The 18,852-nt window shown below is 44.7% G+C and carries 35 protein-coding genes; all 35 read left to right on the forward strand.

The features are described 5' to 3' along the window. Nucleotides 1–90: 90 nt before the first annotated feature. The 35 genes from DH10bf12_RS04665 (at nt 91) to DH10bf12_RS04835 (ending at nt 18,849) form a co-directional block, all read left to right on the forward strand. Nucleotides 91–552, forward strand: a complete 462-nt coding sequence (locus DH10bf12_RS04665) for a hypothetical protein (protein ID WP_471737394.1) — start codon at nt 91–93, stop codon at nt 550–552. 256 nt (nt 553–808) lie between these two features. Continuing rightward, a complete protein-coding gene (gene rpsJ, locus DH10bf12_RS04670; RefSeq protein WP_039806276.1) occupies nt 809–1,117 on the forward strand; it encodes a 30S ribosomal protein S10 in 309 nt (102 codons plus the stop codon). A 43-nt stretch (nt 1,118–1,160) separates the two neighbouring features. Further along, on the forward strand, nt 1,161–1,790 hold the full coding sequence (gene rplC, locus DH10bf12_RS04675; protein ID WP_471737395.1) for a 50S ribosomal protein L3: 630 nt from the start codon (nt 1,161–1,163) through the stop codon (nt 1,788–1,790). 30 nt (nt 1,791–1,820) lie between these two features. Next, nucleotides 1,821–2,444: a 50S ribosomal protein L4 gene (rplD, locus tag DH10bf12_RS04680; protein WP_404406754.1), complete on the forward strand. Its 624-nt coding sequence runs from the start codon at nt 1,821–1,823 to the stop codon at nt 2,442–2,444. Beyond that, nucleotides 2,444–2,728, forward strand: coding sequence for a 50S ribosomal protein L23 (gene rplW, locus DH10bf12_RS04685; RefSeq protein ID WP_471737396.1), 285 nt, complete (start codon nt 2,444–2,446; stop codon nt 2,726–2,728). Before rplD ends, rplW begins: the two co-directional genes overlap by 1 nt. 34 nt (nt 2,729–2,762) lie before the next feature. After that, entirely contained in the window at nt 2,763–3,593 is an 831-nt protein-coding gene (rplB, locus tag DH10bf12_RS04690) for a 50S ribosomal protein L2 (RefSeq protein ID WP_041120838.1), read from the forward strand. 60 nt (nt 3,594–3,653) lie between these two features. After that, nucleotides 3,654–3,932 (forward strand): 30S ribosomal protein S19, encoded by a 279-nt coding sequence (gene rpsS / locus DH10bf12_RS04695; protein WP_039806285.1) that lies wholly within the window; start codon nt 3,654–3,656, stop codon nt 3,930–3,932. Nucleotides 3,933–3,951: 19 nt separating this feature from the next. Next, nucleotides 3,952–4,293 carry a 50S ribosomal protein L22 gene (rplV, locus tag DH10bf12_RS04700; RefSeq protein WP_039806287.1) on the forward strand — a complete coding sequence of 114 codons (342 nt, stop codon included), beginning with the start codon at nt 3,952–3,954 and terminating at the stop codon, nt 4,291–4,293. A 3-nt stretch (nt 4,294–4,296) separates the two neighbouring features. Next, complete coding sequence (gene rpsC, locus DH10bf12_RS04705) at nt 4,297–4,959, forward strand: 30S ribosomal protein S3 (RefSeq protein ID WP_471737397.1); 663 nt, start codon at nt 4,297–4,299, stop codon at nt 4,957–4,959. Between the two features lie 2 nt (nt 4,960–4,961). After that, complete coding sequence (gene rplP, locus DH10bf12_RS04710; protein WP_404406759.1) at nt 4,962–5,396, forward strand: 50S ribosomal protein L16; 435 nt, start codon at nt 4,962–4,964, stop codon at nt 5,394–5,396. After that, complete coding sequence (gene rpmC, locus DH10bf12_RS04715; protein WP_039806292.1) at nt 5,386–5,586, forward strand: 50S ribosomal protein L29; 201 nt, start codon at nt 5,386–5,388, stop codon at nt 5,584–5,586. The genes rplP and rpmC overlap by 11 nt, the downstream gene beginning before the upstream one ends. Before the next feature lie 22 nt (nt 5,587–5,608). Then, a complete protein-coding gene (rpsQ, locus tag DH10bf12_RS04720; RefSeq protein ID WP_039806294.1) occupies nt 5,609–5,872 on the forward strand; it encodes a 30S ribosomal protein S17 in 264 nt (87 codons plus the stop codon). Nucleotides 5,873–5,913: 41 nt separating this feature from the next. Next, nucleotides 5,914–6,282 carry a 50S ribosomal protein L14 gene (gene rplN, locus DH10bf12_RS04725; protein WP_039806296.1) on the forward strand — a complete coding sequence of 123 codons (369 nt, stop codon included), beginning with the start codon at nt 5,914–5,916 and terminating at the stop codon, nt 6,280–6,282. Between the two features lie 37 nt (nt 6,283–6,319). Then, complete coding sequence (rplX, locus tag DH10bf12_RS04730) at nt 6,320–6,631, forward strand: 50S ribosomal protein L24 (protein WP_471737398.1); 312 nt, start codon at nt 6,320–6,322, stop codon at nt 6,629–6,631. Nucleotides 6,632–6,657: 26 nt separating this feature from the next. Beyond that, nucleotides 6,658–7,197, forward strand: coding sequence for a 50S ribosomal protein L5 (gene rplE, locus DH10bf12_RS04735; protein ID WP_404406764.1), 540 nt, complete (start codon nt 6,658–6,660; stop codon nt 7,195–7,197). Nucleotides 7,198–7,221: 24 nt separating this feature from the next. Beyond that, entirely contained in the window at nt 7,222–7,407 is a 186-nt protein-coding gene (gene rpsN, locus DH10bf12_RS04740; protein ID WP_036787751.1) for a 30S ribosomal protein S14, read from the forward strand. A 30-nt stretch (nt 7,408–7,437) separates the two neighbouring features. Next, complete coding sequence (gene rpsH, locus DH10bf12_RS04745; RefSeq protein WP_039806304.1) at nt 7,438–7,836, forward strand: 30S ribosomal protein S8; 399 nt, start codon at nt 7,438–7,440, stop codon at nt 7,834–7,836. A gap of 31 nt (nt 7,837–7,867) precedes the next feature. Then, nucleotides 7,868–8,404 carry a 50S ribosomal protein L6 gene (gene rplF / locus DH10bf12_RS04750; protein ID WP_404406767.1) on the forward strand — a complete coding sequence of 179 codons (537 nt, stop codon included), beginning with the start codon at nt 7,868–7,870 and terminating at the stop codon, nt 8,402–8,404. 33 nt (nt 8,405–8,437) lie between these two features. Beyond that, complete coding sequence (rplR, locus tag DH10bf12_RS04755) at nt 8,438–8,794, forward strand: 50S ribosomal protein L18 (protein WP_471737399.1); 357 nt, start codon at nt 8,438–8,440, stop codon at nt 8,792–8,794. Nucleotides 8,795–8,817: 23 nt separating this feature from the next. After that, nucleotides 8,818–9,318: a 30S ribosomal protein S5 gene (rpsE, locus tag DH10bf12_RS04760; protein WP_404406771.1), complete on the forward strand. Its 501-nt coding sequence runs from the start codon at nt 8,818–8,820 to the stop codon at nt 9,316–9,318. 13 nt (nt 9,319–9,331) lie between these two features. Beyond that, on the forward strand, nt 9,332–9,514 hold the full coding sequence (gene rpmD / locus DH10bf12_RS04765; protein WP_039806311.1) for a 50S ribosomal protein L30: 183 nt from the start codon (nt 9,332–9,334) through the stop codon (nt 9,512–9,514). A gap of 30 nt (nt 9,515–9,544) precedes the next feature. Beyond that, nucleotides 9,545–9,985, forward strand: a complete 441-nt coding sequence (gene rplO, locus DH10bf12_RS04770) for a 50S ribosomal protein L15 (protein ID WP_134382727.1) — start codon at nt 9,545–9,547, stop codon at nt 9,983–9,985. Further along, nucleotides 9,985–11,286: a preprotein translocase subunit SecY gene (gene secY, locus DH10bf12_RS04775; protein ID WP_471737400.1), complete on the forward strand. Its 1,302-nt coding sequence runs from the start codon at nt 9,985–9,987 to the stop codon at nt 11,284–11,286. Before rplO ends, secY begins: the two co-directional genes overlap by 1 nt. Before the next feature lie 56 nt (nt 11,287–11,342). Then, complete coding sequence (locus DH10bf12_RS04780) at nt 11,343–11,993, forward strand: adenylate kinase (protein ID WP_471737401.1); 651 nt, start codon at nt 11,343–11,345, stop codon at nt 11,991–11,993. After that, the gene (gene map / locus DH10bf12_RS04785; RefSeq protein WP_471737402.1) at nt 11,993–12,739 is read left to right on the forward strand and encodes a type I methionyl aminopeptidase; all 747 of its coding nucleotides are present in this window, start codon (nt 11,993–11,995) and stop codon (nt 12,737–12,739) included. The genes DH10bf12_RS04780 and map overlap by 1 nt, the downstream gene beginning before the upstream one ends. Nucleotides 12,740–12,794: 55 nt before the next feature. Continuing rightward, the gene (locus tag DH10bf12_RS04790; protein ID WP_471737403.1) at nt 12,795–13,040 is read left to right on the forward strand and encodes a KOW domain-containing RNA-binding protein; all 246 of its coding nucleotides are present in this window, start codon (nt 12,795–12,797) and stop codon (nt 13,038–13,040) included. A 27-nt stretch (nt 13,041–13,067) separates the two neighbouring features. Beyond that, nucleotides 13,068–13,286 (forward strand): translation initiation factor IF-1, encoded by a 219-nt coding sequence (infA, locus tag DH10bf12_RS04795; RefSeq protein ID WP_039806323.1) that lies wholly within the window; start codon nt 13,068–13,070, stop codon nt 13,284–13,286. Nucleotides 13,287–13,324: 38 nt separating this feature from the next. After that, a complete protein-coding gene (gene rpmJ / locus DH10bf12_RS04800; protein ID WP_003156543.1) occupies nt 13,325–13,438 on the forward strand; it encodes a 50S ribosomal protein L36 in 114 nt (37 codons plus the stop codon). A gap of 23 nt (nt 13,439–13,461) precedes the next feature. Beyond that, a complete protein-coding gene (gene rpsM / locus DH10bf12_RS04805) occupies nt 13,462–13,827 on the forward strand; it encodes a 30S ribosomal protein S13 (protein WP_471737404.1) in 366 nt (121 codons plus the stop codon). Nucleotides 13,828–13,853: 26 nt separating this feature from the next. Next, nucleotides 13,854–14,243, forward strand: a complete 390-nt coding sequence (gene rpsK / locus DH10bf12_RS04810) for a 30S ribosomal protein S11 (protein ID WP_039806328.1) — start codon at nt 13,854–13,856, stop codon at nt 14,241–14,243. 161 nt (nt 14,244–14,404) lie between these two features. Beyond that, on the forward strand, nt 14,405–15,349 hold the full coding sequence (locus tag DH10bf12_RS04815; protein WP_322422653.1) for a DNA-directed RNA polymerase subunit alpha: 945 nt from the start codon (nt 14,405–14,407) through the stop codon (nt 15,347–15,349). Between the two features lie 42 nt (nt 15,350–15,391). After that, nucleotides 15,392–15,772, forward strand: coding sequence for a 50S ribosomal protein L17 (gene rplQ / locus DH10bf12_RS04820; protein WP_039806331.1), 381 nt, complete (start codon nt 15,392–15,394; stop codon nt 15,770–15,772). A gap of 604 nt (nt 15,773–16,376) precedes the next feature. After that, nucleotides 16,377–17,213, forward strand: coding sequence for an energy-coupling factor ABC transporter ATP-binding protein (locus DH10bf12_RS04825; protein WP_471737405.1), 837 nt, complete (start codon nt 16,377–16,379; stop codon nt 17,211–17,213). Then, a complete protein-coding gene (locus DH10bf12_RS04830; RefSeq protein WP_471737406.1) occupies nt 17,189–18,049 on the forward strand; it encodes an energy-coupling factor ABC transporter ATP-binding protein in 861 nt (286 codons plus the stop codon). The genes DH10bf12_RS04825 and DH10bf12_RS04830 overlap by 25 nt, the downstream gene beginning before the upstream one ends. Beyond that, on the forward strand, nt 18,046–18,849 hold the full coding sequence (locus DH10bf12_RS04835) for an energy-coupling factor transporter transmembrane component T family protein (RefSeq protein WP_471737407.1): 804 nt from the start codon (nt 18,046–18,048) through the stop codon (nt 18,847–18,849). Before DH10bf12_RS04830 ends, DH10bf12_RS04835 begins: the two co-directional genes overlap by 4 nt. Nucleotides 18,850–18,852: the final 3 nt, after the last annotated feature.

An 18,852-nucleotide genomic window follows, 5' to 3' on the forward strand; every position in this document is an offset into this window, starting at 1 on the left:
CTCTACCTAGCTATGCTTCCCCGCAATCACAAAATCCGCTACACTACTATAGTAGAAACTCACCAATCCCACTCAAAAGGAGCACCCGCCATGCAGCCAATCCATCTATGGCTATCAGTCTATGACAGGCAGACTAAAAAACCGAAACGCCAGCTCCAGCCGGTTCTCCCGATCATCACGCTGGCATACAGAGAATCACTGAATCACTCCACTGTCACCGAAACGAAGCTCATCGCGCTAAGTGAACAGGCAAGTCGCCATGAAGAATACATCTCTCAGCTGAAACAATGGGAGAGAGAAGGGTACTTCACAATAGAAGAAAGACGGTTCGGTTCAATGACGTCAAGAATATATCATTTAGAACAAAAAGCATTGCAGGCCCTTCAGGAATTAAAAGAATACAACGACCGCATTGACCTGCACATGCCCACAAGTAAAGATCTGCACTACTTAACATTTAGCGTGATACTAAACGACAGGCAGCCAGTTATGAACGCAGATCGCCCCTGGGCAGAAGCTGCTTCTCTGCTAATTTCCAAACATCAAAACTAATGAATTTTCTGCCTATTTCCTTATCACTTGAAAGACAACCGGATCGGTCTTATAATAGACAAAGTGTATTCGGAAAGTAATTTTGCAACAGGGGTTGCACAAATGAATTATTTTCTGTATAATATTTAATGTTGGTCTTTGACTTGCGATGATGCAGGAGGTTGCCGACACACCCGGCCGCTTTGCCATGGCTCGTGTGTGGGAAATTTCTGCGGAGAATGTCTATTCCTAAATAGGCGATAAAGGAGGGAAAATAATGGCAAAACAAAAAATCCGTATCCGTTTAAAAGCATATGATCACAGAATTCTGGATCAATCTGCTGAGAAGATTGTAGAAACTGCAAAACGTTCAGGTGCTAGTGTTTCGGGTCCAATCCCGCTTCCTACTGAAAAGTCTGTTTACACAATTCTTCGTGCGGTCCACAAATATAAGGATGCTCGTGAGCAGTTTGAAATGCGCACACATAAGCGTCTGGTAGACATTGTGAACCCGACACCACAAACGGTAGATGCGCTTATGCGTCTTGATTTACCGTCTGGCGTTGACATCGAAATCAAACTTTAATCAACAAAAAATAAATTACTAAACATTATAGGAGGTGTGACTAATGACCAAAGGAATCTTAGGTAGAAAGATTGGAATGACTCAGGTTTTTGCTGAGAACGGTGATCTTATCCCAGTAACAGTAATCGAAGCTACACCAAACGTAGTTCTTCAAAAGAAAGCTGTTGATACTGACGGATACGAATCAATCCAGATCGGTTTCGAAGACAAGCGCGAAAAGCTTGCTAACAAGCCATCTAAAGGACATGCCGCTAAAGCTGAAACTGCTCCTAAGCGCTTCGTCCGTGAAATCCGCGGTGTTGAGCTTGGCGAGTATGAGATTGGTCAAGAAGTCAAGGTTGATATTTTCGCAGAAGGCGATGTAATTGATGTAACAGGAGTATCGAAGGGTAAAGGTTTTCAGGGTGCAATCAAGCGTCACAACCAATCCCGCGGACCAATGACTCACGGTTCTCGTTACCACCGTCGTCCTGGTTCAATGGGTCCTGTTGATCCAAACCGCGTATTCAAAGGTAAATTACTACCTGGACGCATGGGCGGAGAAAAGATTACAGTTCAGAACCTTTCAATCGTAAAGGTTGATACTGAGCGTAACCTACTTCTTGTTAAAGGGAACGTTCCTGGCCCTAACAAGACACTAATTACAGTAAAAAGCGCGATTAAAGCGAAATAATAAACGTTAATCGGAAAGGAGGAAACAGGAATGCCTAAAGTATCCGTATTTAAACAGGATGGTTCACAAGCTGGTGATATCGAGCTTAACGAATCCATCTTCGGCATTGAGCCAAACAACGCAGTGATGTTCGAAACTGTACTGATGCAGCGTGCTGCACAGCGTCAGGGAACTCACAAAGTAAAAAATCGTTCTGAAGTAGCCGGCGGTGGTCGTAAGCCATGGCGTCAGAAGGGAACTGGACGTGCCCGTCAAGGTTCGATCCGTTCACCACAATGGCGTGGCGGTGGAGTCGTATTCGGCCCAACACCTCGTAGCTATAGCTATAAGCTTCCTAAAAAAGTTCGTCGTCTGGCGATCAAATCAGCTCTTTCAAGCAAAGTTGCTGAAGAAAACATCTTAGTTCTAGAGGCGCTTTCATTCGAATCGCCAAAAACAAAGGAATTTGCTTCAGTATTAAGCAGCCTTTCACTAGACAAGAAGGTCCTAGTAGTGACTGAAGGTCTTGACGAAAACGTTGCTCTATCTGGACGTAACATTCCAGGCGTAACAGTTATTTCTGCTACTGGCGTCAACGTACTTGATGTACTTGGCCACGACAAAGTGGTTATGACGAAAGGTGCAGTTCAAAAAGTAGAGGAGGTGCTTGCATAATGGATGCTCGCGATATTATTAAGCGCCCCGTAATTACTGAGCGTTCTTCAGACCTTATGGGTGAGAAGAAGTACACGTTCGAAGTCGACACTCGTGCGAACAAAACACAAGTGAAAGACGCAATCCAGGAAATCTTTGGAGTGAATGTTGAGAAAGTAAACATCATGAACTACAAAGGTAAATTCAAGCGCATGGGACGTTACACTGGTTTTACTAACAAACGTCGCAAAGCAATTGTAACCCTGACAGAAGATAGCAAAGAAATCGAATTTTTTGAGGTTTAAAATAAACCGATAAATAGAAGAGGAGGGAACAGACATGGCGATTAAAAAGTACAAACCTACCTCCAACGGTCGTCGCGGCATGACAGCTTCTGACTTTGCTGAGATTACAACTAGCAAGCCGGAAAAATCACTTCTTGCGCCTATTAAGCGTAAAGGTGGCCGTAACAACCAGGGTAAGTTAACAGTTCGTCATCAAGGTGGAGGCCATAAGCGCCAATACCGTGTCATCGATTTCGCTCGTACGAAAGATGGCATTCCAGGACGCGTTGCTACGATCGAATACGATCCAAACCGTTCAGCAAACATTGCACTAATCAACTACGTTGATGGTGAAAAGCGTTACATCCTAGCTCCTAAGGGACTAGTAGTAGGCATGGAAATCATGTCAGGTCCTGAAGCGGACATCAAAACAGGTAACGCACTTCCACTAGTAAACATTCCAGTGGGTACTGTTATCCACAACATCGAGCTTAAGCCTGGTAAAGGTGGTCAGCTGGTACGTTCAGCTGGTACATCAGCACAGGTTCTAGGTAAAGAAGGTAAATACGTTCTTGTACGTCTTAATTCAGGCGAAACACGTATGATCCTTGCAACTTGCCGCGCGACTGTTGGACAAGTTGGTAACGAACAGCACGAACTAATCAACATCGGTAAAGCAGGACGTTCACGCTGGTTAGGCAAGCGCCCAACTGTACGTGGTTCTGTAATGAACCCGAATGATCACCCACACGGTGGTGGTGAAGGTAAAGCGCCAATCGGCCGTAAATCACCTATGTCACCTTGGGGCAAACCAACTCTTGGTTATAAGACTCGTAAGAAGACAAACAAGTCCGATAAGTTTATCGTACGTCGTCGTAAAAAATAACGGGATTGAGCTACGGTTCATTAAACGAGCCGTAGGACAATCACGAAGGGAGGTTCCAATATGGGTCGCAGCTTGAAAAAAGGACCTTTTGTGGACGATCACTTAATGTCAAAAGTTGAGAAGCTTAATGAAACAGACAAGAAGCAGGTTGTAAAAACTTGGTCTCGTCGTTCTACAATCTTCCCTAACTTCATCGGTCATACAATTGCTGTATACGATGGACGTAAACACGTACCGGTTTACGTGACAGAAGACATGGTTGGTCATAAACTAGGTGAATTCGCACCAAGCCGTACGTACAAAGGTCACGCAAGTGATGATAAGAAAACAAGACGCTAATTGAGAGGAGGCTATCCTAATGCAAGCAAAAGCTGTTGCAAACACAGTTCGTATTGCTCCTCGTAAAGTACGCCTAGTAGCAGATTTAATCCGCGGTAAGCAGGTTGGCGAAGCGGTGGCTATCTTAAACCACACACCACGCGCTGCATCACCAGTAATCGAGAAAGTATTAAAATCTGCTGTAGCGAACGCTGAGCATAATTACGACATGGACATTAACAACCTTGTGATTTCTGAAGCATATGTAAACGAAGGACCAACACTTAAACGTTTCCGTCCTCGTGCACAAGGTCGTGCAAGTGCTATTAATAAACGTACAAGCCACATTACAATCGTGGTATCTGAAAAGAAGGAGGGATAACACGTGGGTCAAAAAGTACATCCAATAGGACTCCGTATCGGAATCATCCGTGACTGGGAATCAAAATGGTTCGCAGGAAAAGACTACGCAGACTTACTTCATGAAGATCTTAAAGTACGTGACTACATCGAAGGTCGTCTGAAAGAAGCATCTGTATCAAAAGTAGAAATCGAACGTGCGGCTAACCGCATTAACATCACAATTCACACTGCTAAGCCAGGTATGGTTATCGGTAAAGGTGGTACTGAAGTCGAAGCACTTCGTAAAGACCTTAACAAGATCACTGGCAAGCGAGTTCACATCAACATCGTTGAAATCAAACGCGCTGATCTTGATGCTAAACTTGTAGGTGAAAACATTGCACGTCAACTGGAAAACCGTGTGTCATTCCGTCGTGCACAAAAGCAATCAATCCAACGCACAATGCGTGCTGGCGCTAAAGGGATCAAAACTCAGGTTTCTGGTCGTCTAGGCGGAGCAGACATCGCACGTGCTGAACATTACAGTGAAGGTACTGTTCCACTTCATACACTTCGTGCTGACATCGATTACGCTCACGTTGAAGCGGATACTACGTATGGTAAGCTTGGAGTTAAAGTATGGATCTATCGTGGAGAAGTTCTTCCTACCAAGAACCACAAGAAATCCGAGGAAGGAGGAAACTAATCATGTTATTACCTAAACGCGTTAAATATCGTCGTGTACACCGTGGAAAGATGCGCGGACAGGCAAAAGGCGGTACTGAAGTAAGCTTTGGTGAATACGGCCTACAAGCTCTAGAAGCTAGCTGGATCACTAACCGTCAGATCGAGTCTGCTCGTATCGCGATGACACGTTACATGAAACGTGGCGGTAAAGTATGGATTAAAATCTTCCCACACAAGCCTTACACTAAGAAACCTCTAGAAGTCCGAATGGGTTCCGGTAAAGGGGCACCAGAAGGCTGGGTAGCAGTAGTAAAGCCGGGTAAGATTATGTTCGAAATCGCTGGAGTATCAGAAGAGGTTGCTCGTGAAGCACTTCGTCTTGCATCTCACAAACTTCCGATTAAGACTAAGTTTGTAAAACGAGAAGAAATTGGTGGTGAATCAAATGAAAGCTAATGAAATTCGTGACCTAACCACTGCTGAAATTGAACAAAAAGTAAAATCTTTGAAGGAAGAGCTATTTAACCTTCGTTTCCAACTGGCTACAGGTCAGCTTGAAAACACAGCTCGCATCCGTCAAGTACGAAAAGCCATTGCTCGCATGAAAACCGTGATTCGTGAAAGAGAAATTGGCGCTAACAACTGATAACTGAGAGGAGGTTTGCAGCATGAGTGAACGCAATCAGCGTAAAGTTTACACTGGCCGTGTTGTTTCGGACAAAATGGACAAAACAATCACAGTGCTTGTTGAAACGCAAAAGAAACATTCACTTTATGGCAAACGAGTAAAGTACTCTAAGAAGTACAAAGCTCACGATGAACAAAACCAAGCCAAAACAGGCGACATTGTTCGTATTATGGAAACTCGTCCGCTTTCAGCAACAAAACGTTTCCGTCTAGTGGAAGTCGTAGAAGAAGCGGTTATTATCTAATATATTGTTCGGAAATGTAATTCCGAAGGGAGGTAACCTACATGATTCAACAGGAATCACGTTTAAAAGTAGCTGATAACTCTGGTGCACGTGAAGTGTTAACCATTAAAGTTCTTGGAGGTTCAGGCCGCAAGACTGCTAATATTGGTGATGTGATCGTTTGTACAGTGAAACAAGCAACACCAGGAGGCGTTGTTAAAAAGGGTGAAGTTGTAAGAGCGGTAATCGTTCGTACAAAGAGCGGCGTTCGTCGTAAAGATGGTACGTACATCAAGTTCGATGAGAATGCTTGTGTCATCATCCGTGACGACAAAGGCCCTCGTGGAACTCGTATCTTCGGACCGGTTGCTCGTGAGCTTCGTGACAGCAACTTCATGAAGATTGTTTCTCTAGCACCAGAAGTTCTTTAATTGATAATCAACCACCGTATCAAGGAGGTGCGACAGGATGCACGTTAAAAAAGGCGATAAAGTTATGGTTATTTCCGGTAAAGATAAAGGCAAGACAGGTACAATTCTTGCAACTTCTCCGAAAACTGACCGCGTAGTTGTTGAAGGTGTGAACATCGTCAAGAAACATTCAAAACCTTCACAGATGAATCCACAAGGTGGAATCTCTAACATGGAAGCAGCGATTCACGTATCAAACGTGATGCTGATCGATCCGAAAACAAACGAACCAACTCGTGTTGGTTACAAAGTTGAGGACGGTAAAAAAGTACGTATTGCTAAAAAATCAGGTGAATCTTTAGATAAATAGTTAATGAAGAGGGGAGGTACTCAAGCATGAACCGCCTAAAAGAAAAGTTCAATAATGAAATCACACCTGCTCTAGTTAAGAAGTTCGATTATACTTCTGTAATGCAGGTGCCAAAAATCGATAAAATCGTAATCAACATGGGTGTTGGTGAAGCAGTACAAAACACTAAATCACTAGATACAGCTGTAGAGGAGCTTACAACAATCACTGGTCAAAAGCCTTTGATTACAAAAGCTAAGAAATCTATCGCAGGCTTCCGTCTTCGTGAAGGTATGCCAATCGGTGCGAAAGTAACACTTCGCGGCGAGCGTATGTATGACTTCCTAGACAAGCTAATCTCTGTATCACTTCCACGTGTACGTGACTTCCGCGGGGTATCTAAAAAGTCTTTCGACGGTCGCGGTAACTACACTCTTGGAGTTAAAGAACAGCTTATCTTCCCAGAGATCGATTATGACAAAGTGAACAAAGTACGTGGCATGGACATCGTAATTGTAACGACAGCTAACTCAGACGAAGAGTCTCGTGAGCTTCTAACACAATTCGGCATGCCATTCCAAAAGTAATCTCTACAAAAGGGAGGCATAAACGTGGCTAAAAAATCAATGATTGCGAAACAACAGCGCAAGCAAAAATTTAAAGTACAAGAGTATACACGTTGCGAACGTTGCGGACGTCCACACTCAGTACTACGCAAATTCAAGCTTTGCCGTATTTGTTTCCGTGAACTAGCATACAAGGGTCAAATTCCTGGCGTTAAGAAAGCCAGCTGGTAATACCCGATTTTGGGAAGGAGGTAAATTAATATGACAATGACAGATCCAATCGCAGATCTTCTGACACGCATCCGTAATGCGAATCAGGTACGTCACGAGAAGCTAGAGGTTCCTGCTTCTAACATGAAAAAAGAAATCGCAGAAATCCTTAAGCGTGAAGGTTTCATCCGTGACGTTGAATATATCGAGGACAGCAAGCAGGGTATCATTCGCATCTTCCTTAAGTATGGTGCAAACAATGAGCGTGTTATCACTGGCCTTAAGCGTATTTCAAAACCAGGTCTTCGTGTTTACGCAAAAGCTGATGAGCTTCCACGCGTACTAAACGGCCTTGGAATTGCAATCGTATCTACTTCAACTGGCGTTGTAACTGACAAAGAAGCTCGCGCTAAACAAGTGGGCGGAGAAGTTCTAGCATACGTCTGGTAATATTTTTTAATCGAAAGAGAGGTGCAACAAAATGTCTCGTGTAGGAAAAAAACCAATTGAGGTACCATCTGACGTAACATTAACTTTTGACGGTTCACATGTTACTGCTAAAGGACCTAAAGGTGAACTTTCATTCACTTTTAACTCAGAAATGAAATTCGAGCAGGAAGGCAGCACACTTACAGTTGTCCGTCCTTCTGACTCAAAAGAACACCGTACAATCCACGGTACTACTCGTGCGATCTTAAACAACATGATCCAGGGTGTAGCAACAGGATTCGAACGTAGCCTTGAGCTTATCGGGGTTGGATATCGTGCACAGAAACAAGGTAACAAACTTGTTCTTAACGTAGGATACTCTCACCCAGTTGAGATCACACCTGAAGAAGGAATCGAAATCGAAGTTCCTTCAAACACAAAGGTTACAATTAAAGGCGCAAGCAAAGAGCGCGTAGGCGCACTAGCTGCAAACATCCGTGACGTTCGTCCTCCAGAGCCTTACAAAGGTAAAGGAATCCGTTACGAAGGCGAATATGTTCGTCGTAAAGAAGGTAAAACAGGTAAATAATGCCGCTTAGGCGCATGAAAGGAGTGACCTTGATTGATTACTAAAGTTGACAAGAATGCGGTACGTAAAAAACGTCATGCACGTGTTCGTACAACGATCACGGGAACTGAATCTCGTCCGCGTTTGAATGTTTACCGTTCAAACAAGCACATCTATGCTCAGCTTATCGATGATGCAAATGGCGTAACACTAGCTGCAGCATCTTCTAAAGAGCTTGGACTTGAAGGTGGCGGAAACATCGAGGCTGCACAAAAAGTGGGCGAAGCTATCGCTACACGCGCAGTAGAAAAAGGAATGAAATCAGTCGTATTTGACCGTGGAGGATATCTTTACCACGGCCGCGTGAAAGCTCTTGCTGAAGCTGCACGTGAAAACGGACTTGAATTTTAATAGAAAAAGGAGGGACAATCCAGATGCGTCGCATTGATCCAAACAAACTTGAACTTGAAGAACGCGTAGTTACGATTAACCGTGTCGCTAAGGTTGTTAAAGGTGGCCGCCGCTTCCGTTTCTCTGCTCTAGTAGTAGTAGGAGACAAGAATGGCCATGTAGGTTTCGGTACAGGTAAAGCCCAAGAGGTTCCTGATGCGATCCGTAAAGCAATCGAAGACGCGAAGAAAAATCTGATTGAAGTACCAATGGTTGAAGGAACTACTCCTCACCTTGTTACAGGCCGCTTCGGAGCAGGCTCAATCTTAATCAAGCCAGCATCTCCTGGTACAGGAATCATCGCTGGTGGACCAGTTCGTGCGGTACTTGAACTTGCAGGTGTCCACGACATTCTTTCAAAATCACTAGGTTCTAACACACCAATCAACATGGTTCGCGCCACTCTTGACGGCCTTAAGCAGCTTAAGCGTGCAGAAGACGTTGCTAAGCTACGTGGTAAGTCAGTGGAAGAACTGTTAGGATAAGGAGGGATAAGTGATGGCAAATAAACTAGCAATTACCCTCACTCGCAGCGTGATCGGACGCAGTAAAGATCAGCGTGCAACAGTTCAGGCTCTTGGTCTTCGTAAGACTAACCAGACTGTTGAGCAGCAGGATAACGAAGCTATTCGCGGAATGATCAATAAAGTGTCTCACCTGGTATCAGTTAAAGAAATTTAATTTCATGTTTATCAATAAGGAGGTGCCACTATGAAACTTCATGAGTTAAAACCTGCAGAAGGATCTCGCAAAGAGCGCAATCGCGTTGGTCGCGGAATCGGATCTGGTAATGGTAAAACTTCAGGTAAAGGTCACAAAGGTCAAAACGCACGTTCAGGCGGAGGCGTAAGACCAGGCTTTGAAGGTGGTCAGAACCCATTAGCACGTCGTCTTCCAAAGCGTGGATTCACAAACATCCACCGCAAGGAATTTGCGATTGTTAATCTGGACACACTTAACCGTTTCGACGAAGGTACGGAAGTAACACCGGAACTTCTAATCGAAACTGGAGTAGTAAGCAAAGAATTAGCAGGAATCAAGATCCTTGCTAAAGGTAACGTAGAGAAGAAGCTGACTGTTAAAGCTCACAAATTCTCTTCTGCTGCTAAAGAAGCAATTGAAGCTGCCGGCGGAACAACTGAGGTGGTTTAATGTTTCGGACAATCTCCAATTTTATGCGCGTGGGTGATATAAGAAATAAAATTATTTTCACCCTTTTAATGTTGGTGGTCTTTAGGATCGGAACTTTCATTCCGGTTCCGGGTGTAGACGCACAAGTTCTTCAGGCACAGGATGAAATGGCCGGCCTGATTGGATTTATGAATACATTCGGTGGTGGAGCATTAATCAACTTCTCGATCCTGGCGATGGGCATCATGCCGTATATCACGGCCTCCATCATTGTTCAGCTTTTGCAAATGGACGTTGTACCGAAATTTGCTGAGTGGTCGAAACAGGGAGATGTTGGACGTCGTAAGCTGACTCAGTTTACACGTTACTTTACGATTGTACTGGCATTTATCCAGGCAATCGGAATGTCTTATGGCTTTAATCGTATGTATGGTGGATCTCTGATCCCTGATACATCGGTTACAACGTACATGCTAATCGCAGTCGTACTAACAGCCGGGACAGCCTTTTTAATGTGGTTAGGAGAGCAGATCACAGCAAAAGGTGTTGGAAATGGTATTTCCATCATTATCTTTGCAGGTATCGTGGCCGCTATTCCTAATGGCGTTAATCAGTTATATGCACAACAGATTGAAGGTGCAGGGGAACAGCTTTTCCTTAACATCGTCATTCTGGTATTACTGGCACTTGCGGTTATCGCAATCACTGTTGGCGTTATCTTCGTTCAGCAGGCATTGCGTAAAATCCCGGTTCAGTATGCAAAGCGTGTAGGTGGCAAGAATGCACCGGCAACGGGCGGACAGTCATCACACATTCCATTGAAAGTGAATGCTGCAGGGGTAATTCCGGTTATCTTCGCGATTTCCTTTATTATCACACCGCAGACACTCGTAACTTTCTTTGGTCAGAACAACATTACAACAACGATTCAGGAAGTGTTTGATTACACACAACCAATCGGTATGACGATTTACGTTGGACTGATCGTTGCGTTCACATATTTCTACGCATTCATTCAGGTGAATCCGGAGAATATGGCAGAAAACCTTAAAAAACAAGGTGGTTATATCCCAGGGATCCGACCTGGACAAGCGACTCAGGATTACCTGACAAGCGTTCTTTACCGTTTAACTTTCGTAGGAGCGATTTTCCTTTCAGTAATTTCAATCCTGCCAATCTTCTTCATTAATCTTGCAGGCCTTCCACAATCGGTTCAAATCGGCGGTACAAGCCTATTAATCGTTGTAGGGGTTGCGCTTGAGACAATGAAGCAGCTTGAAGCACAGCTGGTAAAACGGAACTATAAAGGGTTCATGAGATAATCACATGGTTTTGGGGTGCGAGCCCTGAAGCCCATCGTCAATGAGGGGGCTTACTTGTGAATATTGTTTTAATGGGATTACCTGGTGCTGGTAAAGGCACACAGGCTGAAAGAATTATTGAAAAATATAATATCCCTCATATTTCAACAGGGGATATGTTCCGTGCAGCAATTAAGAACGGAACTGAACTTGGATTGAAGGCGAAATCGTACATGGATCAGGGCGACCTGGTACCGGACGAAGTTACGATCGGTATTGTTCGTGAACGATTAAGCAATGACGATTGCCAAGAAGGGTTTCTGTTAGATGGATTCCCGAGAACAGTGGCACAGGCCGATGCGCTTGATGCATTACTCAAAGACCTTGGCAAAGAACTTGACTATGTTCTAAACATTAAGGTGGAAAAAGAAGAACTGATGACACGTCTTACCGGCCGTTGGATTTGTAAGACCTGCGGTGCGACGTATCACACAGTATTCAATCCTCCTGCAGTAGAAGGTAAATGTGATAAAGACGGTGGAGAGCTTTACCAGCGTGAAGATGACAAACCTGAAACTGTACAAAATCGTTTAGATGTTAATATGAAGCAAACTCAGCCGCTTCTTGACTTTTACGGTCAAAAAGGTGTGCTCAGAGACATTGACGGCCAGCAGGATATCAATAAGGTATTCACTGACGTTGATGAATTGCTTGGGGGCCTTCGCTAATGATCATTTGCAAGACTCCTCGCGAGATTGAGATCATGCGCGAAGCAGGCAAGATCGTTGCGTTAACCCATCAGGAGCTGCAAAAGCATATAGCGCCTGGAATCACAACGAAGGAACTTGATGAGATTGCTGACCGGTTCATCCGTCAGCATGACGCGGTTCCATCCTTCAAAGGATACAACGGTTTTAGCGGAAGCATTTGTGCCTCTGTAAATGAAGAACTCGTACATGGTATCCCGGGTAACCGGAAGCTTGCGGACGGCGACATTATCAGTATTGATATTGGCGCAAAGTACAAAGGCTATCACGGTGATTCAGCCTGGACCTATCCGGTAGGAGAGATTCCGCCAGAGACACAGAAGCTGCTTGAAGTCACGGAAGAGTCACTCTACCGTGGTTTGGAAGAAGCGAAACCGGGTGTTCGTCTATCGAACATCTCTCATGCTGTTCAAACGTATGCTGAAGAAAACGGTTTTTCAATCGTACGGGAGTATGTGGGGCACGGTGTAGGGCAAGACTTACATGAGGCACCGCAAATTCCTCATTTTGGTCCGCCTGATAAGGGACCTCGCCTGAAGCCCGGCATGGTACTAGCGGTTGAACCGATGGTGAATGCAGGAAGTCGCTACGTCAAGACACTTGCTGATAACTGGACAGTCGTAACAGTTGATGGTAAAATGTGTGCGCACTTTGAACACACGATTGCGATCACGGAAGAAGGTTACGAAATCCTGACAAGAACCTGATTGAAGGTGATCCTTTTTGTTTGAATCCGATTCGCCCCCCGGGATAGGGCAAATTGTGCATGTGAACAAGGGCCGCGATACTGGAGTATATGCGGTTGTCATTCATCGGTTAGATGAAAAGTTTGTTTTAATTGCGGACGGTGAAAACCGGAAGTTTGACCGGCCCAAAAAGAAAAACATCCATCATTTGACTTCATGCGACTATGTATCCCCTGAAGTTCAAAATAGTATATCCGAAACAGGGCGTGTGACAAACGGAAAGCTGCGTCATGCAGTACAGACATTTGTCAGCACTCTGTAAGATTGATAAAGAAGGGAGATTTGTTCGATGGCGAAAGACGATGTTATCGAAATTGAAGGCACCGTTGCTGAAACTTTGCCTAATGCAATGTTTAAGGTAGAATTAGAAAATGGTCACACTGTGCTTGCACACGTGTCAGGCAAAATTCGTATGCACTTCATTCGAATCCTGCCAGGCGACAGAGTAACTGTGGAGTTATCTCCATACGATCTGACTCGCGGCCGTATCACTTACCGTTACAAATAATCTTTTGCACTCCGAACCACTAAGGAGGTTTAGATAAGATGAAAGTCAGACCATCTGTTAAGCCAATCTGCGAAAAGTGCAAAGTCATCCGCAGAAAAGGTAAAGTAATGGTGATTTGCGAAAATCCTAAACACAAACAAAAACAAGGCTAATAAAGAAGGAGGTGCTCATGTAAATGGCACGTATTGCTGGAGTAGACATCCCTCGCGATAAGCGCGTTGTGATTTCTCTAACGTATATCTTTGGTATCGGTAAATCAACTGCAAGTCAAATCCTTAAAGATGCTGGTGTTTCTGAAAACACTCGCGTTCGTGATCTGACTGAAGATGAACTTAACAAAATCCGTGAAATCCTGGACAGCTACAAAGTGGAAGGTGACCTTCGTCGTGAAACGTCACTTAACATTAAGCGTCTAATGGAAATCGGTTCATACCGTGGTCTTCGCCACCGTCGTGGTCTTCCTGTAAGAGGACAGCACACGAAAAATAACGCACGTACTCGTAAAGGTCCTCGTAAGACCGTAGCGAACAAGAAAAAATAATTAGGTAAAGGAGGTTACTTCCTACAATGGCACGTAAACAACAAACTCGTAAGCGTCGTGTGAAAAAGAATATCGAAGCTGGTATTGCACACATCCGCTCAACTTTTAACAATACAATCGTGATGATTACAGATACGCAGGGTAATGCAATTGCATGGTCAAGTGCTGGTGCACTAGGTTTCCGCGGATCTCGTAAGTCTACTCCATTCGCAGCGCAAATGGCAGCTGAAACAGCAGCTAAAGCTTCAATGGAACACGGACTAAGAACTCTAGAAGTAACAGTAAAAGGTCCTGGTGCAGGTCGTGAAGCGGCTATCCGCGCACTACAAGCTGCAGGTCTTGACGTAACGGCAATCAAAGACGTAACGCCAGTACCTCACAATGGCTGCCGTCCGCCAAAACGTCGCCGTGTTTAATTTTTCTGTATAAGATCGGCTGATTCTGGTTTATACTGGAAGATGCGTTTCCTTCTTACAGAAAAGAATGATCCAGTTGTAAAGCACAATGGGAACCGTAAACATGGGGAATTTCGGAGTACATTCCGGGATTTCGACGTTTTGAAGGAGGGTAAATTTGAATGATCGAAATTGAAAAGCCAAAAATTGAAACGGTTGAGATCAGCGATGATGCCAAGTACGGAAAATTCGTTGTAGAGCCACTTGAGCGTGGGTATGGTACAACATTGGGTAACTCCTTGCGTCGTATCCTATTATCTTCACTTCCTGGTGCAGCAGTAACTTCAATTCAGATTGATAGCGTACTGCACGAATTTTCAACGATCGAAGGCGTCGTAGAAGATGTCACAACAGTTGTAATGAATATCAAGAAACTGGCATTGAAGATCTATTCAGATGAAGAAAAAACATTGGAAATCGATGTTCAGGGTGATGGACAGGTAACTGCAGCCGATATTACTCATGATAGTGATGTAGAGATTCTTAACCCGGATCTATATCTCGCAACAGTGGGCAAAAACGGTCATCTTCGCATGCGTTTAACTGCATCAAGAGGACGCGGATACACACCAGCAGACCAGAACAAGCGTGAAGATTTACCAATTGGAGTCATTCCGGTTGATTCAATCTACACACCTGTTTCCCGTGTAAACTATCAGGTTGAAAATACTCGTGTTGGTCAGCTGACGAACTTCGATAAGCTTTCACTTGATGTCTGGACAGACGGAAGCATTGGCCCGAAAGAAGCTGTTGCTCTAGGTGCTAAGATTCTGACTGAACACCTTAATATTTTCGTTGGATTAACGAACGAAGCACAAAATGCAGAAATCATGGTAGAAAAAGAAGAAGACCAGAAAGAGAAAGTATTGGAGATGACAATCGAAGAGCTTGATCTATCTGTCCGTTCTTACAACTGCCTGAAGCGTGCAGGAATCAACACAGTCCAGGAACTGGCTAACAAGTCAGAAGAGGATATGATGAAAGTGCGTAACCTTGGACGTAAATCCCTTGAAGAAGTTAAGGCGAAATTAGATGAACTTGGTTTAGGCCTTCGTAAAGAAGACTAATTGACCGATAGAACAGAATTTTAATAAAGGAGGGAACCCTTCATGGCTTACAGAAAGTTAGGACGTACAAGCTCTCAGCGTAAAGCACTTCTTCGTGACCTTACAACTGACCTTATCGTCAACGAACGTATTGAAACAACTGAAGCTCGCGCAAAAGAACTTCGCTCAACAGTAGAAAAAATGATCACACTTGGTAAACGTGGTGACCTGCACGCACGTCGTCAGGCAGCTGCATTTATCCGTCGCGATCAGGCAACTGTTAAGAACGAAGAAGGCGAAGAGTCTACAGTATATGCTCTTCAAAAACTTTTCAACGATGTAGCACCTCGTTACACTGAACGTCAAGGTGGATACACTCGTATCATGAAAGTTGGTCCTCGTCGCGGAGACGGCGCACCAATGGTAATCATCGAATTAGTATAATTCAGATTACACACTGAGAGGGCGGAGCCTAACTGCTCTCGCCCTCTTTATTTAAAGATTCATACGACACGCAAAAAGCAGAGCGCTACGATGGGCAGGCTCGCCTGTCCCGTCTAGCTCTAAGCACCTCATTCATCCATCGTCACAATGGAGACGGAAATATATAAGCCACAAACTTGCGCATTTCCTTGAATGAGGTGCGCGCTTTTTTTGTATTAAGCTATGTTAAACTCAAGTGGAGTTTGATGGAGTTTAGTATAAAAAGTTTATCAGTGAGTAGAAACGAGAATTGATCTCAGCTTCAGGCGGATGCTTTTCGCTACGATCAATTCTCTGAATATGTTTTTAAATATATAGATAATAGACTCAGGTATTGCCGTTTATAAAAGTAAGCTAACTATAAATGAAAACTCAGCTGATGATTGGAGCGTAAGGCGGCGACTCCTGTGGCAGGAAGGGACGTGTGAGACAGAGCATGGCGAAGCCTGCTGGCTCACCGCCCGGCCGCGAAGTCCGCCTGAAGCGGAAATCAGCAGCGCTTCTTACATGAAACACTATTTGACAATCCAGCAGAGCAGAGAATAGATGAAAGGAGTTCCGGATCATGAGCAATATGATTTCCCTCGAGAACATTACATTTAAATACCCCGGAACAGAAAGAGAAGTACTTAAGAATGTTTCCATCTCTATCAAAACAGGAGAATGGACAGCCATCGTCGGACACAATGGTTCAGGCAAATCAACGCTTGCAAAGCTGATGAACGGTCTTTACTTCCCTGAGCAGGGATCTGTCACGATCGCAGGCATTGGACTGAATAAAGACACAGTATGGGATACGCGTCGTCATATCGGGATGGTGTTCCAGAACCCGGATAACCAGTTCGTTGGCACAACCGTTCAGGATGATGTCGCATTTGGTCTTGAAAACCACGGGATTCCACAAGAGATTATGGTGGAGCGTGTACAGACTGCCCTGAAGCAGGTGAAAATGGATGATTTCCTGCAACAGGAACCGCATCACCTCTCAGGCGGTCAGAAGCAGCGTGTTGCGATGGCAAGTGTGCTTGCCCTCAGACCGGATATTATTATCTTAGATGAAGCGACCTCTATGCTTGACCCTACAGGACGTGCAGAGGTCATTGAGCTTGTGAGGGACCTGAAGAGAGAAGAAGAGATGACCGTGCTGTCTATTACACATGACCTTGAAGAAGCTGCAAAAGCAGACCGTATCATTGTAATGAACCAGGGAGAAGTGTACAGGGAAGGTACGCCGGAGGAGATTTTCACGCTCGGTCAGGAGCTTGTTGACCTCGGGCTTGATCTGCCGTTTCCTTTGAAAATGGCGCACGTATTAAACGAAAGAGGCATCCCGCTTGAGAGGAAGCCTTTGACGGAAGAAGAGTTGGTGAATGAGTTATGGACATCATACTTGAGCAAGTAGAGTACCGCTATGCAGCGAATTCTCCATTTGAAAAAAAAGCAGTGGAAGAGGTCAGCTTTAAAATTCCTGAAGGTCAGTGCACCGCGATTATCGGGCATACCGGATCCGGTAAATCCACGCTTTTACTGCACCTGAACGCGCTCTTAAAGCCAACTTCAGGTACGGTTCAAATTGGAGACCGTACTGTAAAAGCCGGTCGTAAAGAAAAGGATTTAAAGCCGATCCGTGAAAAGGTGGGCATTGTTTTTCAATTTCCTGAGCAGCAGTTATTTGAAGAGACAGTCATGAAGGATATCTGCTATGGCCCAATGAACTTTGGCGTATCAGAAGCAGAGGCGAAAAAACGTGCTATATTCTGGCTGAAAGAAGTAGGTATGCCTGAAGAGGTACTGGAGAAGTCTCCATTTGACCTGTCAGGCGGGCAAATGAGAAGGGTAGCGATTGCAGGCGTTCTTGCAATGGAGCCTGAGGTACTCATTTTAGATGAACCGACTGCGGGACTCGATCCGCGCGGGCGCCGTGAAATGATGGACATGTTCTATCGTCTGCATAAAGAGCGCGGCATCACACTCGTACTTGTTACACACAGCATGGAAGACGCTGCACGCTACGCTGATAAAGTCGTTGTCATGCATAAAGGCAGAAAAGTACATGAAGCGCCGCCGCGTGACCTGTTCAGTGATTCTACACGTCTGGCTGAATGGGGGCTTGGTGTTCCTGAAGTTGTGAAATTCCAGCGGATGCTTGAAGCAAAGGCCGGCAAGCCTTTTCCAAAGGTATGCCTGACGATGGATGAACTCGCTGACATGCTGAAGCAGGGAGGCGATTCATTATGATGGAGAAAATGATTTTTGGACGCTATATTCCGGCTGACTCCATTGCGCATAGAATGGATCCGCGTGCAAAGCTGATTTTTGTATTTGCGTTTATTGCGATTATATTTATTGCCAATGATGTATGGGGTTACCTTGTAGCGGCAGCTTTCACTTACATTAGTATTAAGCTGTCAGGATTGTCCCTCAGGTTTTTGATGAGCGGTTTAAAGCCGGTTATGATCCTGATTGCTTTTACATTCATCTTACAGTTGTTTTTTGCGCGTGAAGGAAGCATTGTATTTGAACTTGGCTTTATAAGAATTTATGAAGAGGGAATCAGGCAGGCGTTCTTTATTTCGATGAGATTCACACTGCTTGTGTTTATGACCTCTCTCTTAACACTGACGACTACACCAATTTCAATTACGGATGGACTGGAGAGTCTGCTGAATCCATTGAAAAAGATTAAGTTCCCGGCCCACGAGCTTGCACTCATGATGTCGATTGCACTGCGCTTTATCCCGACTTTAATGGATGAGACGGATAAGATCATGAAAGCACAGATGGCGCGAGGCTCAGATATGTCGAGCGGCCCGCTGAAGGATCGTATTAAAGCGATTGTCCCGCTGATGATCCCGCTATTTGTCAATGCATTTAAACGGGCAGAGGATCTTGCAACGGCAATGGAAGTACGCGGCTACCGAGGCGGTGAAGGCAGAACCAAGTATCGCCTGTTATTCTGGAAAGCGCGTGATACATTTGCGCTGTTGTCACTCGTCCTGCTCGCAGCATCACTTGCGGCATTCCGTTTTTGGATTTAAGGA

Source organism: Jeotgalibacillus sp. 10bf12 (assembly GCF_055597105.1).